The 16018-nt window shown below is 67.8% G+C and carries 16 protein-coding genes; 8 read left to right on the top strand and 8 right to left on the bottom strand.

Annotation, left to right across the window (positions count from 1 at the left end; translation table 11 throughout):
• Positions 1-77 precede the first annotated feature (77 nt).
• The 3 genes from Q0480_RS10615 to Q0480_RS10605 are packed head-to-tail and all read right to left on the bottom strand — an operon-like array spanning position 78 to position 4674.
• Positions 78-1229 carry an alpha-hydroxy acid oxidase gene (locus Q0480_RS10615; RefSeq protein ID WP_299132729.1) on the bottom strand — a complete coding sequence of 384 codons (1152 nt, stop codon included), beginning with the start codon at positions 1227-1229 and terminating at the stop codon, positions 78-80.
• A complete protein-coding gene (gene dld / locus Q0480_RS10610) occupies positions 1222-2925 on the bottom strand; it encodes a D-lactate dehydrogenase (RefSeq protein WP_299132727.1) in 1704 nt (567 codons plus the stop codon). The genes Q0480_RS10615 and dld overlap by 8 nt, the downstream gene beginning before the upstream one ends.
• 57 nt (positions 2926-2982) lie before the next feature.
• Entirely contained in the window at positions 2983-4674 is a 1692-nt protein-coding gene (locus tag Q0480_RS10605) for an L-lactate permease (protein ID WP_299132725.1), read from the bottom strand.
• 325 nt (positions 4675-4999) lie between these two features.
• Here Q0480_RS10605 and Q0480_RS10600 point away from each other — a divergent pair, with 325 nt between their 5' ends.
• The 6 genes from Q0480_RS10600 (at position 5000) to Q0480_RS10575 (ending at position 8786) form a co-directional block, all read left to right on the top strand.
• Positions 5000-5815, top strand: a complete 816-nt coding sequence (locus tag Q0480_RS10600) for an FCD domain-containing protein (protein WP_299132722.1) — start codon at positions 5000-5002, stop codon at positions 5813-5815.
• A 131-nt stretch (positions 5816-5946) separates the two neighbouring features.
• Positions 5947-6420, top strand: coding sequence for a lytic transglycosylase domain-containing protein (locus tag Q0480_RS10595; RefSeq protein WP_299132719.1), 474 nt, complete (start codon positions 5947-5949; stop codon positions 6418-6420).
• 210 nt (positions 6421-6630) lie between these two features.
• Positions 6631-7185 carry an NADPH-dependent FMN reductase gene (locus Q0480_RS10590; protein WP_299132716.1) on the top strand — a complete coding sequence of 185 codons (555 nt, stop codon included), beginning with the start codon at positions 6631-6633 and terminating at the stop codon, positions 7183-7185.
• Positions 7186-7568: 383 nt separating this feature from the next.
• Positions 7569-7952: an NADH:ubiquinone oxidoreductase subunit NDUFA12 gene (locus Q0480_RS10585; RefSeq protein WP_299132715.1), complete on the top strand. Its 384-nt coding sequence runs from the start codon at positions 7569-7571 to the stop codon at positions 7950-7952.
• 10 nt (positions 7953-7962) lie between these two features.
• On the top strand, positions 7963-8403 hold the full coding sequence (gene mlaD / locus Q0480_RS10580) for an outer membrane lipid asymmetry maintenance protein MlaD (protein ID WP_299132713.1): 441 nt from the start codon (positions 7963-7965) through the stop codon (positions 8401-8403).
• The gene (locus tag Q0480_RS10575) at positions 8400-8786 is read left to right on the top strand and encodes a DUF2155 domain-containing protein (protein ID WP_299132712.1); all 387 of its coding nucleotides are present in this window, start codon (positions 8400-8402) and stop codon (positions 8784-8786) included. Before mlaD ends, Q0480_RS10575 begins: the two co-directional genes overlap by 4 nt.
• Here the strand turns inward: Q0480_RS10575 and aat are convergent.
• The 5 genes from aat to Q0480_RS10550 all read right to left on the bottom strand — a co-directional run bounded on the left by aat (position 8750) and on the right by Q0480_RS10550 (position 13714).
• On the bottom strand, positions 8750-9397 hold the full coding sequence (gene aat, locus Q0480_RS10570) for a leucyl/phenylalanyl-tRNA--protein transferase (RefSeq protein ID WP_299132710.1): 648 nt from the start codon (positions 9395-9397) through the stop codon (positions 8750-8752). The two genes, Q0480_RS10575 and aat, sit on opposite strands and share 37 nt — an antisense overlap.
• Positions 9398-9602: 205 nt before the next feature.
• Positions 9603-10949 carry an acetyl-CoA carboxylase biotin carboxylase subunit gene (accC, locus tag Q0480_RS10565; RefSeq protein WP_299132708.1) on the bottom strand — a complete coding sequence of 449 codons (1347 nt, stop codon included), beginning with the start codon at positions 10947-10949 and terminating at the stop codon, positions 9603-9605.
• A 40-nt stretch (positions 10950-10989) separates the two neighbouring features.
• Positions 10990-11472: an acetyl-CoA carboxylase biotin carboxyl carrier protein gene (gene accB / locus Q0480_RS10560; protein WP_299132705.1), complete on the bottom strand. Its 483-nt coding sequence runs from the start codon at positions 11470-11472 to the stop codon at positions 10990-10992.
• A gap of 141 nt (positions 11473-11613) precedes the next feature.
• Positions 11614-12378, bottom strand: coding sequence for a DsbA family protein (locus tag Q0480_RS10555; protein ID WP_299132702.1), 765 nt, complete (start codon positions 12376-12378; stop codon positions 11614-11616).
• 4 nt (positions 12379-12382) lie between these two features.
• A complete protein-coding gene (locus tag Q0480_RS10550) occupies positions 12383-13714 on the bottom strand; it encodes a M48 family metalloprotease (RefSeq protein ID WP_299132700.1) in 1332 nt (443 codons plus the stop codon).
• Positions 13715-14116: 402 nt separating this feature from the next.
• Here Q0480_RS10550 and Q0480_RS10545 point away from each other — a divergent pair, with 402 nt between their 5' ends.
• Positions 14117-15109, top strand: a complete 993-nt coding sequence (locus Q0480_RS10545) for an SOS response-associated peptidase (RefSeq protein WP_299132698.1) — start codon at positions 14117-14119, stop codon at positions 15107-15109.
• A gap of 333 nt (positions 15110-15442) precedes the next feature.
• The gene (locus Q0480_RS10540) at positions 15443-15817 is read left to right on the top strand and encodes a hypothetical protein (protein WP_299132697.1); all 375 of its coding nucleotides are present in this window, start codon (positions 15443-15445) and stop codon (positions 15815-15817) included.
• Positions 15818-16018 lie beyond the last annotated feature (201 nt).

Here is a 16018-nt window from a genome sequence, read left to right as displayed (position 1 = left end):
GCGGGCGCGCCACTGGCGCCCCCTCAGAGCGGTCCGCGGAGACATCTCGATCCGAACCCGCCAGGCGGTGGCCCGTACTAGAGGCCCGGCTGGCGGTCGAGAATGTCCGTGTCGATCTCGCGGATGTCGCGCTTGCCGCAGAGGGCCATGGTGATGTCGAGCTCGTTGCGCAGGATGTCGAGGCAGCGCGTCACCCCGGCCTTGCCGCCGGCGCCGAGGCCGTAGAGGAACGGGCGGCCGATCCAGACGCCCTTCGCCCCCAGCGCCACGGCCTTCAGGATGTCCTGACCGGAGCGGACGCCGCTGTCCATATGCACCTCCATCCGGTCGCCGACCGCCTCGACGATGTCGGGCAGGGCCGCGATCGACGAGCGGGCGCCGTCGAGCTGGCGGCCGCCGTGGTTGGAGACGATGATCGCGTCGGCGCCGGAATCAACCGAGCGGCGCGCGTCATCGGGGTCGAGGATGCCCTTCAGGATCAGCTTGCCGCCCCATTTCTCCTTGATCCAGGCGACATCGTCCCAGGACAGGCGCGGGTCGAACTGCTCCTTGGTCCAGGAGGCGAGCGAGGAAAGGTCGCCGACGTTGGAGGCGTGGCCGACGATATTGCCGAAGCTGTGGCGCTTGGTCCGCGCCATCTGCAGGCACCAGAGCGGGCGGGTCGCCAGCTGCCAGGCATGTTTCGGCGTCCATTTGGGCGGGGCGGAGAGGCCGTTCCTCAGATCCTTGTGGCGCTGGCCGAGGATCTGCAGGTCGAGGGTCATCACCAGGGCGGCGCAATTGGCGGCCTTCGCGCGGTCGATCAGGTTCTCGATGAAGCCGCGGTCGCGCATCACATAGAGCTGGAACCAGAACGGCTTTTTGGTGTTCGCCGCCACGTCCTCGATCGAACAGATCGACATGGTGGAGAGGCAGAAGGGCACGCCCGCCGCCTCGGCCGCCTGCGCGGCGAGGATCTCGCCGTCGGCGTGCTGCATGCCGCAGAAGCCGGTGGGGGCGAGGGCGACGGGCATCGACACCGGCTCGCCGATCATCTCGGTGGCGAGGTTGCGGTTGGTCATGTCGACGAGCACGCGCTGGCGGAGGAGGATCTTCGCGAAGTCGGCCTCGTTGGCGTTGTAGGTCTGTTCGGTCCAGGCGCCGGAATCGGCATAGTCGAAGAACATCTTCGGCACCCGGCGACGGGCCATGCGCTTCAGGTCGGCGATGGTCAGGGCGTTCTCAAGCATCGGTCTTCTCCGCTTCGTGCCAGTGGGCGCATTTCGGGGTGTGTCCGATCCCCGGGTTGAGGCTGTTGGTGGGATCGAGGTCGCGATAGAAGCCCGCGAGCGCCGGCTTCGCCTCATAGAGATGGCCGACATTGTGCTCGGCCGGGTACTCGGCGCCGCGCGCATCGAGCAGTTTCCACATCGCATGCTCCAGCGCGAGACAGTCGACGCCCTTCTTCGCGGCGTAGTCCTGATGGAAGACATGGCAGAAGAAGTGCCCGTAGTAGAGCTTCTTGTCGATCTGCGCGTCGATCTCGGGCGGCAGGCGCTCGAACCAGTCGCGGTCGTCGCGGCGGAGCGCGATGTCGAGCGCGACGATGTCCTCGACGGATGCCGGGTGGATGGCCCGGTAGCGCACCGCGGCGCCGGCGACGGCGAAGCGGTGCAGGAAGGCGGCCTTGCCCTCGGCGGGCGTGCATTCGAAGAAATCCCCCGCCGCCGAGGGGAAGAGCGTGCCGAGATAGGCGCGGGCCTCGGCGATGCCGGGGCCGCCCATGCGGATGAGGAGGTGGTGCTCGTAGCGGTCGCGCCAGGCGTTCATCCGCGCGGGCAGGTGCTGGGGGGCGAGGGCGGCGATCGCCTGCGCCATCCGGTCGGTCAGCGTGGCGCCGAGGCCGAGGCGCTCGGTGATCGCGTCGGCCCTGGCCTTGGCGGCGAAGAGGGCGGGCATCCGGTCGGTGCCGGCCTTCTCGATGAAGAGGAAGGTGTCCTTGCCGTATTTCGCCGCCACGTCGTAGGCGTCACGGTGGATGTATTCGCCGGCGATCGGCAGGCTCTCGAACGCGGCGAGGATGTGGCGGCGAATCCCGGTGAGTTCGTCAGGGTCGTTGGTGCCGATGTAGAAGACGGCCGTCTCGCCCGCGGCCTCGAAGGTGTCGAGGCGGACGGCGAAGACGGCGAGCTTGCCGGCGCAACCCGAGGCCTCGCGCAGGCGGCGCGGGTCGGCGTTGAAGCGGGCCGGCGTCCCGGCGTCGATATCGCGGACGTGGCGCGCATACTCGCGGTCCGAAGCCCAGGCCTCGGTCGGCTCGGGCGCCGGCAGGTCGCCTTTCTCGACGCGGGCGAGGATTTCTTCCGGATCGTCGCCGAGCGGCAGGCCGAGGTGGTTGACGAGGGCGACGGTACCGTCGGCGCGGACCTCGGCGAAGAGGGTCATCTCGGTATAGGCGGGGCCGCGGTGGATCAGCGCCCCGCCCGAGTTGTTGCAGATGCCGCCGAGGACCGACGCCCCGATGCAGGAGGAGCCGATGACGGAATGCGGTTCGCGCCCGAGCGGGCGGAGCGCCTTCTCCAGCGCGTCGAGCGTGGCGCCGGGCAGGCAGAGGACCTGGCGGCCGCCGTCGAGCAGATGGACGCCCTTGAGGCGGCGCAGGCTGACGAGGACGATCTCGCGGTCATAGTCGTCGCCCCAGGGCGTCGAGCCGCCGGTGAGGCCGGTGTTGGCCGCCTGGAAGATCACGATCCGGCCGGCGGCGATGGCGGCGGTGAGAACCCGCCACTGTTCGACGAGGCTGCCCGGGCGCACGACGGCGGCGACCGGGCCCGAGCCGTAGCGGAAGCCGCGGGTATAGCCGCGGGTGGCGCGTGCCGAGGTCAGCACGTGGCCCGCCCCGACGACGCGGCGGAGTTCGGCGATCAGCGTCTCTCGCGGTGTCATTGTTCCCCCCTCGTGGTGAAGGGTCCGGGAGCGCGCGCCCCCGGACCCGAGGCTTGGTCAGTTGGCGGCCGGGACCGCCTGGACCACGTCCGGCACCATCAGTGTGAACGGGTGGATATAGGCCTGCGCCATGACGAGGATGCCGACAAGGCAGGCGAGCGCGATCGAGTGGAAGAACACGAACCTGAGGATCGAGCCTTCGTGGCCGTACCACTTGGTCGCGGTCGAGGCGACGACGATCGACTGGGCGTCGATCATCTTGCCCATGACGCCGCCCGAGGAGTTGGCCGCCGCCATCAGCACCGGGTTGAGGCCGAGCTGCTGCGCCGTCACCCGTTGCAGGCCGCCGAACAGCACGTTCGACGCGGTGTCCGAACCGGTGACCGCGACGCCGAGCCAGCCGAGCAGGGTGCCGAAGAACGGGTAGAACCAGCCGGTGTGGGCGAAGGCGAGGCCCATCGTCGCGTCGGTGCCCGAGAAGCGGGTGACATAGCCGAGCGCCAGCATGCAGGCGATGGTCAGCAGCGAGAAGCGGATCATGTGGAGCGTGCGCCCGTACATCCGCAGGAGGCCCGCCGGCGTGTAGCCGAGCATGAAGCCGGCGACCAGGCTGGCGAGGAGGATGCCGGTGCCGGTCATCGACAGGATGTTGAAGTTGAAGATGGCGGTTTCGGCATGCGGTTCGGGGGCGACGGGCGGCACCTTCATCACCAGCTCGTGCAGGCCGGCGATCGGCAGCTTGGCGCTCCAGATCGAGTCGAGGAAGGCCTTGGCCTGCGGGACGCCCCAGATGAAGACGAAGACCGAGAGGATGAACCAGGGCATCCAGGCGCGCAGCGCGGCGCCGCGCGAGGTGACGTCGGCGGGGTGGTCGTGCTCCTCCTCGGCCGCGACATCCTTCGAGGACCAGTCCTTCGGCGCCTCGGTCATCGGCCTCGCCGGGTGCCAGACCCGCAGGAAGAGCGCGAGGGCGACCATCGAGACGATGGCGGCGACGATATCGACGAGCCAGGGCCCGTGGAAGTTCGAGACGAGATACTGCGGGATCGCGAAGGCGGCGCCGGCGACGAGCAGCGCCGGCCAGACCTCGATCATCCGGCGGAAGCCGACCATGGCCCAGATCAGCCAGAACGGCACGATCAGCGAGAAGAACGGCAGCTGTCGGCCGATCATCCCCGTGACCTCCATCAGGTCGAGCCCGGTCACCGCCGCGAGTGCCACCACCGGCGTGCCGAGCGCGCCGAAGGCGACGGGCGCGGTATTGGCGATCAGGCAGAGGCCGGCGGCGGAGAGCGGCGAGAAGCCGAGGCCCATCAGCATCGCGGCGGACACCGCGACCGGCGTGCCGAAGCCCGCCGCGCCCTCGAAGAAGGCGCCGAAGCTGAAGGCGATGAACAGCACCTGCATCCGGCGGTCGTCGGAAATGCCGCGGATCGAGTGGCGGAGCACGTCGAACTCGCCTTTCTCGTTGGTGAGCTGGTAGAGGAAGATGACGTTGAGGATGATCCAGCCGATCGGCATCAGGCCGTAGCCGGCGCCGTAGACCGCGGCCATCCCGGCCATGCCGGCGGGCATGCCGAACACGAATATCGCGACGAGAAGCGCGGTCGCGAGGCCGAGCATCGCGGCGATATGGGCGCGTATCTCGAAGATACCGATCGCGCCGAGCAGCACGACGACGGGAATCGCGGCGGCGATCGTCGAGAGCGCCAGGTTCCCGAGCGGATCGTAGACTTGTGACCAGATCAAGCGGTCTTCCTCCGTATTTTGCGCATGACGCCGAAACCGGTGGAAGCCGGCGGCGCGATTGCCTTGTTGAACTTCATGATTCAGGGGGGGTCGGCAACCGCCGGTTGGTCGGGCAGAGGGCCCGTCCCGCGGGCCTGCGTTTCCTCCGGTTGTGGGTGCTGGCCTTCTGATGGACCAAGCTGTAATTTATGGTAAATTAATTTTACCTGTCGCGTCAACTGGAAAAGTTTACTTTCCGGGAGCGATTTCTCCCGCTATCATGCCCCCTGATGGATTGCGGTCGGCCAAGGCGCTGGAATCCATGGCGAACAAGGATGGCGCTGGCATGGACAGAAAAGCGATCAAGGGCGCCGGCGCGGGGATGAACACCGCGCGGCATATCGAGGATCTGATCCTCGAAGGCTCACTCCGGCCCGGTGAGTCGCTTTTACCCGAAAGGGAGATGGCGACGAGGCTCAATGTCTCGCGCCCGACGGTGCGACAGGGGATAAAGCTGCTCGAGGACAAGGGGCTGCTGGTCGCCGAGGCGGGCGGGGGCAGGGTCGTGGCGCCCCTTGCCACGAGCCTGACCGATCCCCTGATCGAGCTGCTGTCGTCGCGGGCCGACGTGGTGGACGATTATCTCGAATTGCGCGCGACGCTGGAAAGCATGGCGGCGTCGCTGGCGGCGACCCGCGCCAACGAGGTCGATCGCGAGACCTTGCGCGGCTGCATGGAGCGGATCGACGCCGCGCATGGCAAGGCCGACGCCCATGACGAGGCGGAGGCGGATGCCGATCTGCATGTCGCGGTCTACGAGGCGAGCCACAATGTCGTGCTGCTGCAAATCATGCGGGCGCTGTCCGGCCTGCTGCGCGAGGGCGTGTTTCACAACCGCGTGAAGCTCTATGCCCGACCGGAGGTGCGCGACGTGCTGCTCGACCAGCATCGCGCGATCTTCGACGGGATAATGGCGCGCGATCCCGAGGCCGCGGGAAAGGCGGCGGCGGGACATATGGCCTATACCCAGCGCGTGCTGAGCGAGATCGTCGCCGCCGATGCCCGGCTCGAAATCTCCCTGCGCCGGATCGATGGCGGCAACATCAGCGCCCGCGCGCGGAGCCGGCCGGCCGGGCCCGACGCCGGGCCCGACGGGGGGTGACACTTCGGGCGCGGTTTCCCGGACCCGTTTCGGCGGACAACCGCCGATGGCCGAAAGCGGGCGCCGCCGCCGATTGACGCGGACCTCTCCAAACCGACAATCGCGCGACGATCCCGTTCGGAGAAACCGAGATGTCGCCCGAGGCCCGCCCGCTCGCCGCGCTTGTCACGCTGATCCTTCTCGGCCTCGCCGGCTGCGCCGAAGCCCCGGCGGCGCCGGCGCCCGAGGCGTCGCGGGCGCTGAATCCGAACGAGACGCCGGAACTCCGGGCGCTGATCGAGCGCTATTCCCAGACCTACGGAGTGCCCGTCGCCCTGACCCAGCGGGTGGTGATCCGCGAGAGCACCCACAATCCCGGCGCCCGCAACGGACCCTATTACGGGTTGATGCAGATCCTGCCGGCGACCGCCCGGCAGATGGGCTATCAGGGCAGTCCGGACGGGTTGCTCGACGCCGAGACCAATCTGAAATTCGCGGTGAAATACCTGCGCGGTGCCTGGCTGGTCGCGGATGGCGATCCGGACGCGGCGGTCGGCTGGTATTCCAGGGGCTATTACTACGAGGCCAAGAAGAAGGGCCTGCTGGAAGAAACCGGCCTGCGCTAGAGCGGAGGCCGATCCGGCAGAGCCGGCTCGTCCGCTCTAGAGTCTTGATTTAGCGCAATATCTTAGCCACCAGACGATTCCGTCTGGTTGGATATTGCGCTAGCGGCGGGCCGGGGCGGGTTCTACCGGGACGGCTTGCGGGCAGGCGGCGGACCGAGGTCCGCCCCGCGGTTTTTGGGGAGTTTCGTTTGTGCATGAGGGGGACCGGGCATGGTGAGGATCGTCGGGATTTCGGGCAGCCTGCGGGCCGGCTCGTTCAACGCGGCGCTTCTGCGCGCGGCGGTGGAGCTCGCGCCCGAGGGCTGCGAGATCATCGAGGAGACCATCCATGGCGTGCCGCTCTATGACGGCGATCTCGAAGCCGCCGAGGGTATCCCGCCGGCCGTCACCCGGCTGAAGGACGCGGTGGCGGCGGCGGATGGCCTGTTGCTGGTGACGCCGGAATACAACAATTCGATTCCGGGTGTGTTCAAGAACGCCATCGACTGGATGACCCGGCCGACCGGGGACATTCCGCGGGTGTTCGGCGGCAAGCCGGTGGCGCTGATCGGTGCCTCGCCGGGGAATTTCGGCACCATCCTGTCGCAGAACGCCTGGTTGCCGGTTCTGCGCACGCTCGGCACCGACGCGTGGTTCGACGGCCGGCTGATGGTCAGCCGCGCCGGGTCGGAGTTCGTGGACGGGCGGCTGGCGGGCGAGGAAGCCCGCAAGCGCCTGGCGACGTATCTGAGCGGCTTCGCGAACTATGTGAAAGCGCGCACGTAGGGCGGACCTCGGTCCGCCTTTGAGGCGGTCGCGCTGGCCGGATGATGCTCGTCGCGTTCGCGGCGACGGAGCCGGGGGTGTGCGAGTGAGCCCGGGAGGCCGGAACGGACCCCGGTCGGGCGCCGGCGAATCCTCCGCCGGAGCGGAGTCCGATCCGGCAAAGCCGGCTCACCCACTCCGGAGTCCTGATTTGACGCAATATCCTGACCGGTCCCCCGGAAGCGTCGCCTCGCGTCAGGAAACGCCCATATGGTTTCCATGTGCGAATTTCCGATCGTTTTCCGCCTGATGGATCGAATCTCATGGTCAGTGCGATTTCTGCCGCTGGACCGACGCGGCCGCTTGCGCCATAACTGTCGGGACGCGGACCTCCGAGGATGCCCATGGGCCTGAAGACCATCGTGCTCGACCTCCTTACCTGGTGGAACAACCAGACCATCGCCACGCGCTTCCATACCTGGCGCAAGGGCCAGCGGGTGGGCGAGGATTCCCAAGGCAACGTCTATTACCAGACGGCCGACGGCGCGCGACGCTGGGTCATCTACAATGGCGAGATCGAGGCGAGCCGGATCGCGCCCGAATGGCACGGCTGGCTGCACCACACCTGGCAGCAGCCGCCAACGACGGCGCCACTGCCGCGCAAGCCGTGGGAAAAGCCGCATGAGCCGAACCTGACCGGTACCGATCTCGCCTACCATCCGTCCGGCAGCCTGCTGGCCGCCGGGCCGGCGGTGTCGCGCGACTACGAGGCCTGGAAGCCGGAATAGGGGCCCCGACATGGCCAACAACGTGGCCGAGGCCGTCATCGGCGCGGCCGTCGTCTTCGTCGCCGCCGGTTTCGTGGTCTATGCCGGCCAGACCAGCGGCTACCGCGTGACGGGCGACAGCTATCCGCTGACGGCGAACTTTCGCAATGTCGATGGCGTCTCGGTCGGCACCGATGTGCGGATCGCGGGGATCAAGGTCGGGAGCGTGACATCGCTCGACCTCGACGACGCGACCTTCATGGCCAGGGCGCGCTTCACCGTCCGCGACGGGCTGAGCGTCCCGGAGGATTCGGATGTGAAGATCGCGTCCGAAGGGTTGCTCGGCGGCAACTTCGTCGAGATCACGCCCGGCGCGTCCGACATCATGCTGGCGTCCGGGGACGAGATCACCAATACCCAAGGCTCGGTCGATCTCCTGAACCTGCTCATGCGGTTCGGCACCGGAAAATGACGCGCCTGCTGATTCTTTTCGCCACGCTCTGCGCCGGAATGCAGGCGGTGGCGGCGCAGTCGGTGCAGATCGCCAACGACCAGCGGACGCGCCAGGTGAACGAGCTGCATCTGCGCGCCCTCGACACGCTGAACGGCGCGACCACCGATCTGACGGTTCAGGTGGGCGAGACGGTGCGTTTCGGCCGGCTGGAGATCACCGCCGACACCTGCCGCGTGCCGGAGGACAATCCCAAGGGCGACGCCTATGCCTTTCTGCGCATCCGTGACACGCGCGAGGATCATCCGCGGTTTTCCGGCTGGATGTTCGCCTCGTCGCCGGCGCTGTCGGCGCTGGATCATCCGCGTTACGACGTCTGGGTCGTGAGCTGCAACAACCGCTGACGCGGCGTATCCATGGGGAGCGCGAGAAAGCTCGCCGGCCGGTTGGTGGCCGTGCGCAACCGCTGGTGATAGTCGGCGCGGGAGATTTCGATTCCGCCGAGGCTGGCGAGATGTGGCGTGATGAACTGGGTGTCGAGCAGGGTGAAGCCGCCGGCCCGCAGCCGCGCGACCAGCGCGATCAGCGCGAATTTCGACGTGTCGCGGGCGCGACTGAACATGCTCTCGCCGAAGAAGGCGCCGCCGAGCGCCACGCCATAGAGCCCGCCCCGGAGCGCGCCGCCTGACCAGATTTCGACGGAATGCGCGAAGCCCATCCGGTGCAGGTCGCGATAGAGACGATGGATCTGGCCGTTGATCCAGGTCTCCGGCCGGTCGGCGCAGGCCGTGACCACCTCGGCGAAGGCGCGGTTCACATGGATCTCGACTTCGTCGGAACGAAAGGCGCGGGCGAGACGCCGGGGCACATGCATGGCATCGAGCGGCAGGATGCCGCGCTGCTCCGGGTCGATCCAGTAGACATCCTCGGCATCCGCCGCGTCCGCCATCGGAAACACGCCCGAGGCATAGGCGCGCAGCAGCAGCATCGGCGTGATGTCGGGGCCGTCGCGCATGGCCGCCTCTAGAACGCGTTCCGGTCGGGTGAAATCGTCCGATGTTTGCGAAATCGCGTCAATTCCAATGCCGTATGAACCTCGGACCAGATGTCGCGGGGACCAGAGCGAAAGCCGATCCGGCAGAGCCGGCCCGTCCACCCCAGAGGCTTGATTCAACGCGATATCCTGACCACCAGACGATTCCGTCTGGTTGGATATTGCGCTATTGCGTCTCGCGCGCCAGCCACTCCTCGAGCCAGTGGATGGTATACTTGCCCTTCTGGATGTCCGGTTCGTCGAGCAGCGCGTGAAACAGCGGCGTCGTGGTGTCGATGCCGTCGACCACCAGCTCCGACAGCGCGCGGCGCAGGCGGGCGAGGGCGAGATCGCGGGTGCGGGCATGAACGATCAGCTTGCCGATCAGGCTGTCGTAATAGGGGGGGATCGTGTAGCCGTCGTAGATCGCGCTGTCCATCCGCACGCCGAGACCGCCCGGCGCGTAATAGGTGGCGATCCTGCCCGGGCTCGGCTGGAAGCCGGGCAGCTTTTCCGCGTTGATCCGGCATTCGATCGCATGGCCGTTCGGCACCAGATCGTCCTGGGTGAAGGACATCTTGTGGCCGGCGGCGACGCGGATCTGTTCCTGCACGATATCGACGTCGTAGATCGCCTCGGTCACCGGATGCTCGACCTGCAGACGCGTGTTCATCTCGATGAAATAAAACTCGCCCCTCTCGTAGAGAAACTCGATGGTGCCGGCGCCGGAATACTTGATCCTGGCGATCGCATCCGAGCAGACCTTGCCGATCTTCGCCCGGGTCTTGGCGTCGATCACCGGCGAGGGCGCTTCCTCGAACACCTTCTGGTGGCGGCGCTGCAGCGAGCAGTCGCGTTCGCCGAGATGCACCGCGCCGCCCTTGCCGTCGCCGAACACCTGGATTTCGATATGCCGGGGGGCGCCGAGATATTTCTCGAGATAGACCTCGTCGTTGCCGAAGGCCGCCTTGGCCTCGGACCGCGCGGTGGTGAAGGCGGTCTCCATGTCGGAGGCGGCGCGGGCGAGCTTCATGCCGCGACCGCCACCGCCGGCGGTCGCCTTGACGATCACCGGATAGCCGATGCTCGCGGCGACCTTGCGTGCCTCGTCGAGCGTCGCCACGCCGCCGTCCGAGCCGGGGACGCAAGGCACGCCGAGGCCCTTCATCGTGTCCTTCGCGGTGATCTTGTCGCCCATCAGGCGGATATGCGCGGCACTCGGGCCGATGAAGGTGATGCCGTGATCCTCGACGATCTGCACGAAGGTCGCGTTCTCGGAGAGAAAGCCATAGCCTGGATGGATCGCGTCGGCGCCGGTGATCTCGCAGGCGGCGATGATGTTCGGCACCGAGAGATAGCTCTGCGACGCCGGAGGCGGCCCGATGCAGACACGTTCGTCGGCCATGCGGACATGCATCGCATTCGCGTCCGCCGTCGAATGGATCGCGACGGTCTGGATGCCCATTTCCTTGCAGGCGCGGTGAATGCGCAGCGCGATCTCGCCCCGGTTGGCGATCAGGACCTTCTTGAACATGGGCGCCTCGAGCTTTGGGGGGATCGCGCCGGGTCGGCCGTCATTCCAGGATGATGAGCGGAGCACCGAATTCGACCGGCGAGCCGTCCTCGACCAGGATCCGCTTCACGCGGCCGGGCCGCGGGGCGGGGATCTGGTTCATGGTCTTCATCGCCTCGATGATCAGGATGGTCTGGCCCTCGGTCACCACGTCGCCGACCTTGACGAAGGGTGGCGAGCCGGGCTCGCCCTGGAGATAGACGGTACCGACCATGGGCGAGGCGACGAGGCCGGGGTCGTCGGACGGATCGGCCGCCGCCGGCACGCCGGCCGGCGCGGGCAGGGCGGCCGCCGGCGGCGCCGTCGGAACGCCGACCTGGACCGGGACCGGAGCGGCGGTGATCTGACGCGCGACCCGCACGGTCAGCACGTCGTCGTCGCCATATTCCCGGTTGACCTCGATCTCGGTCAGGTCCGTCTCGCGCAGCAATTCGGCCAGAGCCCGAATGAACGCGATGTCGGACTCCTGCGGTGACTTGTCCATCGATTGCCCTGTGTTGTTCTTGGAAGCGGGGGGCCCTGCTCCGATGTGGCCCCTGTATATGCGGTGCGCCGGGGGGTGAAAAGTGCTGAAATCGGAGGCGCCCGACCGGGCCTCGCCCGGCGGGGCCCAGTTCGGCGCGGCTCAGTTCGCGGTGCGCAGCTCCTGGACCAGCTTTTCGAGATCCCCGCGCGGCACGTAGCCTCGCACCATCTTCGAATCGACCACGAAGGTGGGTGTGCCGGTGATGGCGAGCGTCTGGGCGAGCGTCTTGTTCTGCGCGAGGCGGCGGTCGATCTCTGGATCGCCCATGCCGGCGCGGACCGCCGCCGGGTCGAGGTCGGCCTCGGCCAGGGCACGGTCCAGGCTCGCGTCGGTCACCGGCTCGCGCAGGCCCATGAGCGTCGCGTTCAGCCGGCCATAGGCTTCCGGCCCCTGGCTGATCATGGTGGCGATCGCGGCGCGGGCGGCGAGGTCCGATCCCGGGCCGAGGATCGGGAAATCCTTGACGATCAGCCGGATATCGCCGTCGGCATCGACCATGTCATGCACATCCGTGAAGGACTTCCGGCAGTAGCCGCACTGATAGTCGACGAATTCCACGATGGTGAAGGCGCCGTCCGGGTTGCCGGCGACATAGGAATAGCCGTCCTGAAACAACGGGGCCGCGTTCTCGGAGACCAGCGCCGCGTCGGACTTGTCCGCCGCCGCCTTCTGCCGCGCGTCGAGCAGCGCCAGCATCTCCATCAGCACCTCGGGATTCGCGAGGAGATAGTCATGCACCTCGGCCCGGAACGCCGCGCGCTCGGCCTCGGACATGGATTTCGCGGCGTCGGTCGCACCGGCCGGGGCCAGCGTCGCGGCGAGGAGGAGGATGGTCGTCGTCGCCACCAGTCGCTTCAGGGCCATGGGCTCAGTTTCTCCTCTTCACGCGCCGCGTCATGGTAATCAGATCCTGCGCCCGCCGCCAGCCCGGCGAACCGGTGGGCAAGAGATCGGCGGCGCGGATCGCGTTTCGCGCGGCGTCGGGCATCTTGCCCTCGATCGCGAACCGCTCGGCGGTGGCGAGCGCGGCGGCGCCTTCGTTGCCCAACCGCGCCTCGGCGAGGGCGAGGTCGCGCAGCACCGAGGGATTGGCCTTGTCGAGCCGGACCGAGCTGGTCAGCGCCGCGCGGGCTTCCGCCGTGTCGCCGTCATCCCCGGTGTTGAGCAGCGCCCGGCCGAGGCCGCCGAGCAGCAGCGGCTCCTTCGGTGCGAACTCGACGGCGCGGCGATAGGCGGCCACCGCGCCGGCCGCGTCGCCGGATTCGAGCAGGAACTGCCCCTTCAACTCCAGATAGAACGGATCGTCGGGGCGCGAGGCGAGCAGCGCCTCCATCTGACGGGTACCGCGTGCCACGTCCGGCTGGCGGTGATAGGCGATGGCGCGCGCCAGCGCCGCCGTCTCGGAGGTGTCGGACGGCGGATAGGTCTTCAGCGTCTGGGCCGGGGCCTTCAGGAACCCCTCGAGCTTCGCAACCATCCGCTTGTGCCAATAGACCTCCTCCTCGGACGGGGGTGTTCCCTTCGGCAGGGTTGCGACCCGCTCCTCCAGCATGGCGACCCGGTCGCCCCAGAGCGGATGGGTTCTGGCGTAGGGGTCCATCTGGGATGGCATCAGGGCCTCCTGGCCCGCGAAGCGATTGATGACCGTCAGCACGGCGGTCGGATCGGCGCCGGCCGAGACCATGAAGCGCAGGCCGGCCTGGTCGGCCGCCGCTTCCTCGCCGCGGCTGTGGGAGAGCATTTCGCGCTTCGCCACCTGCTGGCTGCCGGCGGCGATTGCCATGCCGGCCTCCGGGCTGCCGCCGATGGTCACGGCGGCGGCGCCGATCATGCCGAGGATCGCCATGCCTTTGGAACCCTGGAGCGACTGGTCCCGCCGGGCCAGATGCCCGCCGGCGATATGTCCGGTCTCGTGGGCGATGACCGCGCGCAACTCGTCGATCGAGCCGAGCTTGGTCAAGAGGCCGGTATTGATGAAGATATTCTGTCCACCGGCGACGAAGGCGTTCAACTCGCGGTCGTTGACGACGTAGATATGCACGCTGGACGGGGTGACGCTCGCCGCGCGCAGGATCGGATTGGCGATATGGGCGAGGGTGCGTTCGATCTCGGCGTCGCGGATCATGCTGGCCGCACCCGCCGGGCCGGCGGCGACCATCGCCGAGAGAACCGCCGCGAGGAACCGGATGGGGACGGGCAAGGGACGCGCTCCTCAAGGTTGCGCACGGGTCAAGGTTGCGCGCGGGGGCGTTTCGTGCCCCAAGGGGCGCCGCGCACGGCGCGGCAGGGTAGGAGACGAGCGGTGCGAAGTTCAAGGCGGGGGGAGGTCGATCCCTTCATCGTGATGGACATGATGTAGGTCCAGGCCGCTGATTTCTCAGGCCCTGAGTGTCGGTTGGTCACCCTCGGTTCCCGGTATGTCCGGGGGTTTCGTTGCATATCGTGGCGGGCAGCCTTGGTTCCAGGAGAGGTCGGACGCTCGTCGCAGCGCTCCTGTCGCCCCCCAAACTGACGCACGACCCTACAATCCCGACGCCCGGACTACCCGAGCGCGATGCGCTATGGAACAATATGGGAACTCAACCCGAGTCGCCCGAGGCCGATGGCGCGCAGAACGACAGCCCAGCACAAGATCGACGGCGCGGCGTTCCCCGTGCGCGTCGTGATCCTCGTGCCCGAGCGCGGCTTTCGTGGGCTCGAAACCTCGGTCCAGCGATGGCTCGACCAAACCGTCGGCCGGGAGGACTACGCCGTGCACGGTGTCGCCGGCCCTGGGTTCCGTGACGCTGTCGCCCACTATTTTCGGTCGGTCGAGGACGCGGCTCGCATGATCGAGGCGTTTCCTGAGCTCGTCCTCGCGGACGGGACGGACACGCCGCACTACTACTCGCCGCACTTGTCGCTGGGGCATCGGGAGCCGGGAGGAACCGCCATCTGCAATCTCTACAGCCAGACCAAATCGCAGGAGGCGATGCGGCGGCTATTTCCGGATGCCCGCGACCTGCTGGGCAACCTGCAGCCCCTGCCGGGCATTTATCCGGACATGGCCGCGCCGATCGTGCGCCCCTCGGCTGAGGGGCGGGAGCTGGTCCTCGCCCGTTGGGGCATGCCGACGCCGCCCCAGTACCTCGGCGGCAAGCGGGTCGACAGGGGTGTCACCAACATCCGCCGGGTGGATTCGCCGCACTGGCGCGCCTGGCTCGGCCAGCCGCATCGCTGCCTCGTGCCGGTGACCAGTTTCGCGGAATACGAGACGCTCCGCGACGGCGCGCGGGCGCCCGTCTGGTTCGCGCTCGGCGAGCATCGGCCCTTGGCATTCTTCGCCGGCGTCTGGACGCGCTGGCGGGGCACAAGGAAGGTGAAGGAGGGTGAGATCGAGGTCGATCTCTTCGGCTTCCTGACGACGACTGCCAACGCCGAGGTGCGGCCGATCCATTCACAGGCCATGCCCGTGATCCTGACCGAGCCGGCCGAGTGGGAGGCGTGGCTTACCGCGCCCTGGTCAGAGGCGCGAGCGCTGCAGCGGCCACTGCCGGACGGCACACTCCGGATTGTGGCGCGGGGCGACCCGGAAGATCCGGTGCCGGCGCCCTGACCACGGACAGTGACCGCGCGCTCAAGGGGAATCTCGCCTCCGCCGCGCGCGGGTCGGCCATGTCAATTTGGTTCGGGTCCAGGCTCGAAACCGACTCATGAGACCGACGACGTCGGGACCCAAGCTAAGACCCCAAAGCAAACCGATCGGGGTAAAAACAAAGACACCCGCGACGGCCTCGAACGGGCCGCCAACAATCCCAGTACCAGCACCGACCGCGAATCCGAGTAGACCCCCAACCACCAAGCCTACCCATCTGGATGTTCGCAATGTCGCCTCCGCGTCTCAATCAGAGCACCGGTGAAGCCGACGATTCTTCCGGGTAGACGATTCGTGTCAATTCGGATCATCGCCACCGTGCTCGCGCGATGTTCCGGGCGATTCGCCCGCGACACCTTAACCGTGAATCGCCGCCAACGTTGCGCGTGCGTGCCTCCGGCGGTCACCCGCAAACAGGAATACGGCACCATGCCCAAGGGACCGAAAGGCGAGAAGCGCCCCGCCGACGTGATCGGCGCTGCCGTTCTGGTAGCGAAGATCGCCACGGGCGAGGTCGAGGATGCATCCGAGGACGACGGGAAGGACAAGGCTGCGCAGGAGCTGGGCCGCAAGGGCGGGAAGGCTCGGGCGGGCAGCATGACGCCCGAGCGGCGCGCGGAGATCGCCCGGAAGGCGGCGGCAAGTCGTTGGAAAAACGCAAAAGCATAGAATCGGCATAATTTGCATCATAATTTGCATCGCTTCAGGACCTCGGCCGAGGCCTGCTCCGCCGCGCGAGCGGCCCGATCCAGCGACTGGAGACGCGGCCGGCGCAAGCTCTCGCCGGGCGGCTAGATCAGGCCCCGAAACAGGCCCGGAGGATCGCGGGCAGGCTCCACCAGGTCAGGACCGCGCAGGCGACCCCGGCGA

The sequence above is a fragment of the uncultured Amaricoccus sp. genome, from assembly GCF_937891315.1.
Classification (GTDB): domain Bacteria; phylum Pseudomonadota; class Alphaproteobacteria; order Rhodobacterales; family Rhodobacteraceae; genus Amaricoccus.
The sequence above is the reverse complement of the archived record's forward strand: the minus strand, read 5'-3'. Positions and strand labels throughout refer to the sequence as shown.

Bases quoted from the DNA above. Each gene is read 5' to 3' on its own strand.
- Q0480_RS10615 (WP_299132729.1), bottom strand. From the start codon at position 1,229: ATGCTTGAGAACGCCCTGACCATCGCCGACCTGAAGCGCATGGCCCGT.
- dld (WP_299132727.1), bottom strand. From the start codon at position 2,925: ATGACACCGCGAGAGACGCTGATCGCCGAACTCCGCCGCGTCGTCGGG.
- Q0480_RS10600 (WP_299132722.1), top strand. From the start codon at position 5,000: ATGGACAGAAAAGCGATCAAGGGCGCCGGCGCGGGGATGAACACCGCG.
- Q0480_RS10595 (WP_299132719.1), top strand. From the start codon at position 5,947: ATGTCGCCCGAGGCCCGCCCGCTCGCCGCGCTTGTCACGCTGATCCTT.
- Q0480_RS10590 (WP_299132716.1), top strand. From the start codon at position 6,631: ATGGTGAGGATCGTCGGGATTTCGGGCAGCCTGCGGGCCGGCTCGTTC.
- Q0480_RS10585 (WP_299132715.1), top strand. From the start codon at position 7,569: ATGGGCCTGAAGACCATCGTGCTCGACCTCCTTACCTGGTGGAACAAC.
- mlaD (WP_299132713.1), top strand. From the start codon at position 7,963: ATGGCCAACAACGTGGCCGAGGCCGTCATCGGCGCGGCCGTCGTCTTC.
- Q0480_RS10575 (WP_299132712.1), top strand. From the start codon at position 8,400: ATGACGCGCCTGCTGATTCTTTTCGCCACGCTCTGCGCCGGAATGCAG.
- aat (WP_299132710.1), bottom strand. From the start codon at position 9,397: ATGCGCGACGGCCCCGACATCACGCCGATGCTGCTGCTGCGCGCCTAT.
- accC (WP_299132708.1), bottom strand. From the start codon at position 10,949: ATGTTCAAGAAGGTCCTGATCGCCAACCGGGGCGAGATCGCGCTGCGC.
- accB (WP_299132705.1), bottom strand. From the start codon at position 11,472: ATGGACAAGTCACCGCAGGAGTCCGACATCGCGTTCATTCGGGCTCTG.
- Q0480_RS10555 (WP_299132702.1), bottom strand. From the start codon at position 12,378: ATGGCCCTGAAGCGACTGGTGGCGACGACGACCATCCTCCTCCTCGCC.
- Q0480_RS10545 (WP_299132698.1), top strand. From the start codon at position 14,117: ATGGCGCGCAGAACGACAGCCCAGCACAAGATCGACGGCGCGGCGTTC.